7 protein-coding genes are annotated in these 6,598 nt (G+C 71.4%); 4 read left to right on the top strand and 3 right to left on the bottom strand.

Translation table 11 applies throughout. From position 1 onward, the window contains the following. The first annotated feature begins 122 nt into the window (after positions 1–122). Both D471_RS0120400 and D471_RS0120395 read left to right on the top strand, forming a co-directional pair. Positions 123–359 carry a hypothetical protein gene (locus D471_RS0120400; RefSeq protein ID WP_017600335.1) on the top strand — a complete coding sequence of 79 codons (237 nt, stop codon included), beginning with the start codon at positions 123–125 and terminating at the stop codon, positions 357–359. A gap of 24 nt (positions 360–383) precedes the next feature. Then, positions 384–1,124 (top strand): alpha/beta hydrolase, encoded by a 741-nt coding sequence (locus tag D471_RS0120395; protein ID WP_017600334.1) that lies wholly within the window; start codon positions 384–386, stop codon positions 1,122–1,124. 300 nt (positions 1,125–1,424) lie between these two features. On the opposite strand, the gene D471_RS0120390 is transcribed toward D471_RS0120395, so the two are convergent. After that, positions 1,425–2,702, bottom strand: coding sequence for a DivIVA domain-containing protein (locus D471_RS0120390; RefSeq protein WP_017600333.1), 1,278 nt, complete (start codon positions 2,700–2,702; stop codon positions 1,425–1,427). Positions 2,703–3,072: 370 nt separating this feature from the next. Next, positions 3,073–3,531 (bottom strand): methylmalonyl-CoA epimerase, encoded by a 459-nt coding sequence (gene mce / locus D471_RS0120385; protein WP_017600332.1) that lies wholly within the window; start codon positions 3,529–3,531, stop codon positions 3,073–3,075. A gap of 87 nt (positions 3,532–3,618) precedes the next feature. Between mce and D471_RS0120380 the strand changes: the two genes are divergently transcribed. Together D471_RS0120380 and meaB are read left to right on the top strand one after the other, a co-directional pair. Then, positions 3,619–4,806, top strand: a complete 1,188-nt coding sequence (locus D471_RS0120380) for an acetyl-CoA C-acetyltransferase (RefSeq protein WP_017600331.1) — start codon at positions 3,619–3,621, stop codon at positions 4,804–4,806. 47 nt (positions 4,807–4,853) lie between these two features. After that, positions 4,854–5,810 (top strand): methylmalonyl Co-A mutase-associated GTPase MeaB, encoded by a 957-nt coding sequence (gene meaB, locus D471_RS0120375; RefSeq protein WP_017600330.1) that lies wholly within the window; start codon positions 4,854–4,856, stop codon positions 5,808–5,810. Between the two features lie 179 nt (positions 5,811–5,989). On the opposite strand, the gene D471_RS0120370 is transcribed toward meaB, so the two are convergent. After that, the coding region (locus D471_RS0120370; RefSeq protein ID WP_017600329.1) for a glycoside hydrolase family 18 protein at positions 5,990–6,598 on the bottom strand (609 nt) is incomplete at its 5' end.

Genomic DNA, 6,598 nt, shown 5'->3' with positions numbered 1-6,598 from the left:
GCGGCGGCCACTGATCGGCCTCTTCTACCCTGGAACACGTGAGCCCGCGCCGTAACTCCCCCCGCCGTAAGTCCTCCCGGGGTCGCGGCGGTCCCGCAGGACCGCCCGACGAGGATGCTCTGATGCTGCGCATCACCGGGGGGCAGCGCCGGGAGACCGGTCCCGACGGGGAGTGGGTCACGCGCCGGATCCCCGGTGCGTCCGCCACCAAGGTCTACCGTTGCCCCGGGTGCGTCCAGGAGATTCCCGTGGGTATGGCCCACGTCGTGGCCTGGCGCCCCTACGGCGACGGCGACGACCGGAGGCACTGGCATTCCTCCTGCTGGGACCGGCGTGCCCGCAGGTCCCCCCGCCACTGAGGCCCGACCCGGATTCGAGGAGCCATGGAGATCCGAGCCACCACGGTGCTTCCCGCCGTGCGCAGACCCGTCACCCTGCACACCGCCGACGGCCTGGAACTGGTCGGTGAGCTGGCCACACCAGAGGGCCGCGACCCCGTGGCCACCCTGGTGTGCCTGCACCCGCTGCCCACCGCCGAGGGCATGATGGACAGCCACGTCCTGCGCAAGGCGTCCTTCCGCCTGCCCGCCCTGGCCGATGTCGCCGTGCTGCGGTTCAACACCCGCGGTACCACCTCGCGTCACGGCACCAGCCAGGGCGGTTTCGGCGAGGGCGAGACCGAGCGGCACGACGTCCTCGCCGCCATCGAGTTCACCGAGTTCGAGGGCCTGCCCGACCCGTGGCTGCTCGGCTGGTCCTTCGGGACCGAGCTGGCGCTCAAGTGGGGGTGCGACCCGCAGGTGACCGGAGCGATCCTGCTGTCCCCGCCGCTGCACCGCGCGGGTGAGGCGGACATGAAGGTGTGGGCGGACTCGGGCAAGCCGGTGGTCGCGCTGGTGCCTGAGCACGACGACTACCTGCGCCCCGACGAGGCGCGCGAGCGGTTCGCCCCGCTCACTCAGGCACGGATCATCGGGGTGGATGGCGCTCGGCACCTGTGGGTGGGGGAGCCGTACGTGCGCCGGGTGCTGGACGAGATCGTCCGGAACGTCAACCCGGCCGCTCATCCGCTGCCCACCGAGTGGGACGGGCCCCACGAGAAGGACGTCGCCCCCCTGGGCTGACCCGCGCCTTCACCAACGACACACGAGGGGCCCGCGTCCGAAGGTGATTCGGACGCGGGCCCCTCGCGGTGTTCGCTGTGGTCCTCCGCTGCGCTTCGGACCGTGTTCGGGCGCCTCTCGAGGCAGGGACGCATCCTCCTCGCCCCCCCCTGCCGCTCGTTCCTCGCTCGCGGCTCGCCTCGTCGTGCAGCACCCTGCCGGCGCCCGAGCTGTGTTCGCTGTGGTCCTCCGCTGTGCTTCGGACCGAACGGCGAACCCCTGGGGTGACCGTTCAGAGGAACAGGCCCCAGGGTTCCTCCGCTACTCCTGCCACCAGTCCTCGTCGTCGGAGCCCTTGCCGGAGTGGGCGGGCTGCTTGGCCTCCTCGGCCGGAGCCGGGCTCTCCTGCGGGGCGATCGCGGCGGGAGCCGGGGCGGCCGGAGCGGGGGCCGGTGCGCCCCCGCCGCCGAGCAGCTGACGCAGCTGCTGGAGGTGCGACTGGATGCTGTCGCGCTGCGCGTTGAGGTCGTCGACCTCCTTCTTGGCGGCCGTCATGATCCGGTTGGCCTCAGCCTTGGCGTCGGAGAGCTGGTGCTCCGCCTTCGACTTGGCCTCCGACTCGATCTGCGCGGCGTTCTTCTTGGCGTTGCCGACCAGCTGCTTGGCGTGGTTCTCGGCGTCGCGGCGGGTCTGCTCGGCCTGCTGACTGGCCTTGGTGGCCCGCTGTTCGGCGCTGTTGGCGCGCTCCTCGGCCTCGCTGACCATCTTCTGGGTGGCGGCCTGGGCGGCGGCCAGCCGCTCGGCGTCCTGGCGCTCGGCCTCGGCACGGCGGTCGGCGAGCTGGAGCTCGAACTGGTCTTCGGCCTCGGTCCGACGCGCCTCGGACTCGGCGGCGGCCCGCTCGGCGTTCTTGCGCAGCTCCTCGGCCTGGCTCTTGGCGGCCTGGATGGTCTCGTCCCGCTCGCGCTTGGCGGCGGCGCGCGCCTGGGCGCACTCGCGCTCGGTGGTGGTGCGCAGCTTGGCGATCTCACCCTCGAACGTGGCGCGCTTCTCCGCGATCTCGTGGTCGACGGCGGAGCGCTTCTTCTGAACCTCGCGCTCGGTGGTGGAGGCCAGCTCGTCGGCCTCGCGGCGGGCCGTGGTGGTGATCTCCTCGGCCTCGGACTCGGCGGTCTGGCGCTGCTCGTCGGCCTCGCGCTGGGCGAGGGTGCGCACCTCGGTCGCCTCCGACTCGGCGGCGGCGCGCATCTCGGCGGCTTCGATCTTGGCGGCCGAACGGATGTCGTTGGCGTCGATCTGGGCGCTCTGGACGAGCTCGTTGGCCTGCTCCTCCGCCAGGCGCAGCAGCTCTTCGATCCGCGAGCCCAGGCCGGAGTAGGAGGGGCGCTCGCGCTCCTGGAGCTGGCGGTTCTTGGCGCCCAGTTCGGCCTTGAACTTCTCGATCTTCTTGTTGGACTCCTCCAGCTCGCCGCGCAGGCTGGCCGCGTAGTCGTCCACCTGGGTGCGGTCGTAGCCACGCAGCACCACGTCGAATTCGGGCGGGGTGTTGTCCTCGTTGAAGATGTTGTTGAGTTGGGAGTCAATGTTGTTTGACGACATGTGGCGGAATCCTGAACGGGTGCGAGACGGCTAACTTGCGAGCGGCCGGGGGGCGGCGGACGGCGGCCGCGTCGTCCCCGGTGGACGGGCGGTATCCAGGTGTGCGGCTACCGGACTGCAAGACATGAACCTCGGCCGGAAGAACACTCCGGCGGCTAGGCGACTTTATCAAGCGTGGAACGCCTGGGAAGAGGGTTTCGGGTAACTTCCGGTGGGCCTGTGGGCAACTCGTCCCCCACGACCCAAGCCGTGACGTGTCCGGAACGTCCCCGTGACTTTTCCGTCCGGGCGGCCACCCCAGGGGGTTGCCGTTCGGGCGCCCGAACACGGTCCGAAGCGCGGCGGAGGACCAAAGCAGACCCAGCGACTGTCACTCGGCGCTCTGCACGAGCTCGGTGAGCACCCCTCCGCAGTCCTTCGGGTGCAGGAACACGATGCTCGACCCCATCGTCCCGTGGCGCGGCTCGGCGTCCAGGACGCGCACGTCGCGCTTCCCCACCGTCGCGGCGCTCGCGGCCACGTCGGAGGTGCCGAAGGCCACGTGGTGCACGCCCTCGCCGTTGCGGTCGAGGAACTTCGCCACGGGGGAGTCCGGGCGGGTGGGCTCGAGCAGTTGCAGATAGGTGGCGCCACCGTCGTCCGTGCCGTTGATCCGGAGCATCGCCTCGCGGACCCCCTGCTGCTCGTTCACCTCCTCGTGCTCGACCTCGAAGCCGTAGGTGCTGCGGTAGAACTCGATCGAGGCGTCGAGGTCGCGGCACGCGATGCCCACATGGTCGAGCCTGGTGAGACCGGAGAAGGGGGCGGTGGGGGCGGGTGCGTCACTCATGAGCGTGAACCTCTCGGATGTCGCCGAACGCTGTGTGGGTATCGTTGCAGACCAGGTGCGTCACCGATCACATGGAGGCCAGTTAAGATGCCCGGTTCCGTCATCGTCGGTGGGGCACGGACCCCCACCGGCAGACTTCTCGGCTCCCTCGCCGGGTTCTCCGCCGCCGACCTGGGCGGCTTCGCGATCAAGGCCGCCCTGGAGCGTGCCGGTATCAGCGGTGAACAGGTCGGATACGTGGTCATGGGACAGGTGCTCCAGGCCGGTGCCGGGCAGATCCCGTCCCGCCAGGCCGCCGTGAAGGCGGGAATTCCCATGAGCGTTCCCTCCGTCACCATCAACAAGGTGTGCCTGTCCGGTCTGGACGCGATCGCCCTCGCCGACCAGCTCGTCACCGCGGGCGAGTTCGACGTCGTGGTCGCGGGCGGCATGGAGTCCATGACCAACGCCCCGCACCTGCTGCCCAAGTCGCGCAAGGGCTTCAAGTACGGTTCCGTCGAGGTCCTGGACGCCACCGCGCACGACGGTCTCACCGACGCCTTCGACAACGAGTCCATGGGCGCCTCGACCGAGCGGCACAACGCCAAGCTCGGCATCGGCCGCGCGGAGCAGGACGCCTTCGCCGCCCGCTCCCACCAGCGGGCCGCCGCGGCCGCGGCCGAGGGCCGCTTCGCCGACGAGATCGTCCCCGTGCAGATTCCGCAGCGCAAGGGCGACCCGGTCGTCTTCGGGACCGATGAGGGCGTCCGTCCCGACACCACCGTCGAGAGCCTGGCCAAGCTGCGCCCGGCCTTCGACGGTGACGGCACCATCACCGCCGGAACCTCATCGCAGATCTCCGACGGCGCCGCCGCCGTGGTCGTGATGAGCCGGGCCAAGGCCGAGGAGCTCGGGGCGCCGGTCCTCGCCGAGATCGGCGCGCACGGCAACGTCGCCGGTCCGGACAACTCCCTGCACTCCCAGCCCTCCAACGCCATCCAGCACGCGCTGACCAAGGCCGGACGGGCCGTCGAGGACCTCGACCTGATCGAGATCAACGAGGCCTTCGCCGCGGTGGGCATCCAGTCGACGAAGGACCTGGGCGTCTCCGAGGACATCGTCAACGTCAACGGCGGTGCCATCGCGATCGGTCACCCGATCGGCGCCTCCGGTGCCCGCATCGCCCTGCACCTGGTCCACGAGCTGCGCCGTCGTGGCGGTGGGCTCGGCGCGGCCGCCCTGTGCGGTGGCGGCGGCCAGGGCGACGCCCTGCTGTTCACGGTGCCCGCGCAGTAGGCACGACCCATCGGGTCCCGGCCGGGGCCGAACCGACGAGGAGTCCCATGAACGCAGCCCGCCTGGTGGAACGGCTTCGGGAGGGCGACCGCAGGGCACTGGCCCGCGCGGTCACCCTGGTCGAGAACGGGGCGCCGGAGCTGCGCGGCATCATGGCGGCCCTGGCCCCGCACACCGGGCGGGCGCGTGTGGTCGGCTTCACCGGGGCCCCGGGGGTGGGCAAGTCCACGACGACCAACGCCGTCGTGCGCGTGGTCCGCGCCCGGGGGCTGTCGGTCGCGGTGCTCGCGGTGGACCCCTCCTCGCCGTTCACCGGCGGTGCCCTGCTCGGGGACCGCGTGCGGATGCAGGAGCACTTCACCGACCCCGGCGTCTACATCCGCTCCATGGCCAACCGAGGGCACCTGGGCGGACTGTCCTGGGCGGCGCCGCACGCGCTGCGCGTCCTGGACGCGGCGGGGTTCGACGTGATCCTGGTGGAGACGGTCGGCGTCGGTCAGGCCGAGGTCGAGATCGCCGGGCTGGCGGACACCACCGTGGTGCTGTGCGCCCCGGGGATGGGCGACTCGGTCCAGGCGGCCAAGGCGGGGGTGTTGGAGGTGGCCGACGTCTTCGCCGTGAACAAGGCCGACCGGGACGGCGCCCGGGTCACCCTGCGCGAACTGCGGCAGATGGTGGCGATGGTGGACCGGACCGACGAGGAGTGGAAGCCGCCGATCGTCATGACCGTGGCCGCCGAGGGCGAGGGCACCGAGGAGCTGTGGGAGCGGGTGGACCAGCACCGGTCCCATCTGGAGTCCACGGGTGGACTCACCTCGCGGCGGCGTGCCCGCGCCCGCGAGGAGGTCCAGGGGATCGCGCTCGACCTGCTGCGCTCACGCATGGGCGGGGTGGGTGAGAACGGCGGTCTGGACGCCCTGGCCAAGGAGGTCGCGGAGGGGGAGCGCGATCCCTACACCGCGGCCGACCTCCTGCTCGAGGACCTGGGCGCCGACCCCCGGTGAGGTCCTGACCCCGAACACGCCGGGCGCCGCCCCCCGGGGGGGCGTTCGGGTCCCCGGACATGAGAGGGGCCGACGCGGACCGTCGCACATCGGTCCGCGTCGGCCGGGGCGGCGGTGCTCCCCGGATCAGAGCACCGACGCCCGTCCCGGAGCGGAGGAATCCGCCCGGGAGTCCGTGGTCACCGGTTCTCGACCAGTGCCGTGTCGATGGCGGCCATGAGGCTGCCGTCGGCGTCGTCGCCGTCGATCGACCAGACCATGACACCGCCGAGGCCGTTGTCGACGGCCCACTCGGTCTTCCGGGCCATGGCGGTCTCGTCGTCGTAGGTCCAGAAGGTGTTGCCGTCGTAGAGCCAGGCCGTACCCAGGTCGTCGTTCCGGTACAGGTCGAAGCCCTCCAGCTCCTTGAGAGCCGACCAGCGCGCGTCGCCCCGGGCCGGGCCGGTCGCGTTCTGGAAGAGGCCGTCCCCGTTCGGGCCGGGGTCGACGCCGGTCCAGCCCTGCCCGTAGAAGGGCACGCCCAGGACGATGTCGGCCGGGTCGACACCGCGGTCGACGTAGGCCTGGACCGTGTCCCGCGTGGAGATGACGGGTCCCCCGTCCGCCGGATCGCCGACCAGGTTGGACTGGTGGTTGGTCGTGCTCTCCCAGGTGCCGTGGTAGTCGTAGCCCTGGAGGGTGACGAAGTCGAAGTCGGTCATGAGCTCGTCGAGCTCGTAGCCGAGATCGATCCGCCAGGTACCCGCGGGCAGGAACGCGGTCAGCTCGTACTCGCGGTCGGTGTCCGC

The sequence above is a fragment of the Nocardiopsis lucentensis DSM 44048 genome, assembly GCF_000341125.1.
Taxonomy (GTDB): Bacteria; Actinomycetota; Actinomycetes; order Streptosporangiales; family Streptosporangiaceae; genus Nocardiopsis; species Nocardiopsis lucentensis.
The sequence above is the reverse complement of the archived record's forward strand: the minus strand, read 5'-3'. Positions and strand labels throughout refer to the sequence as shown.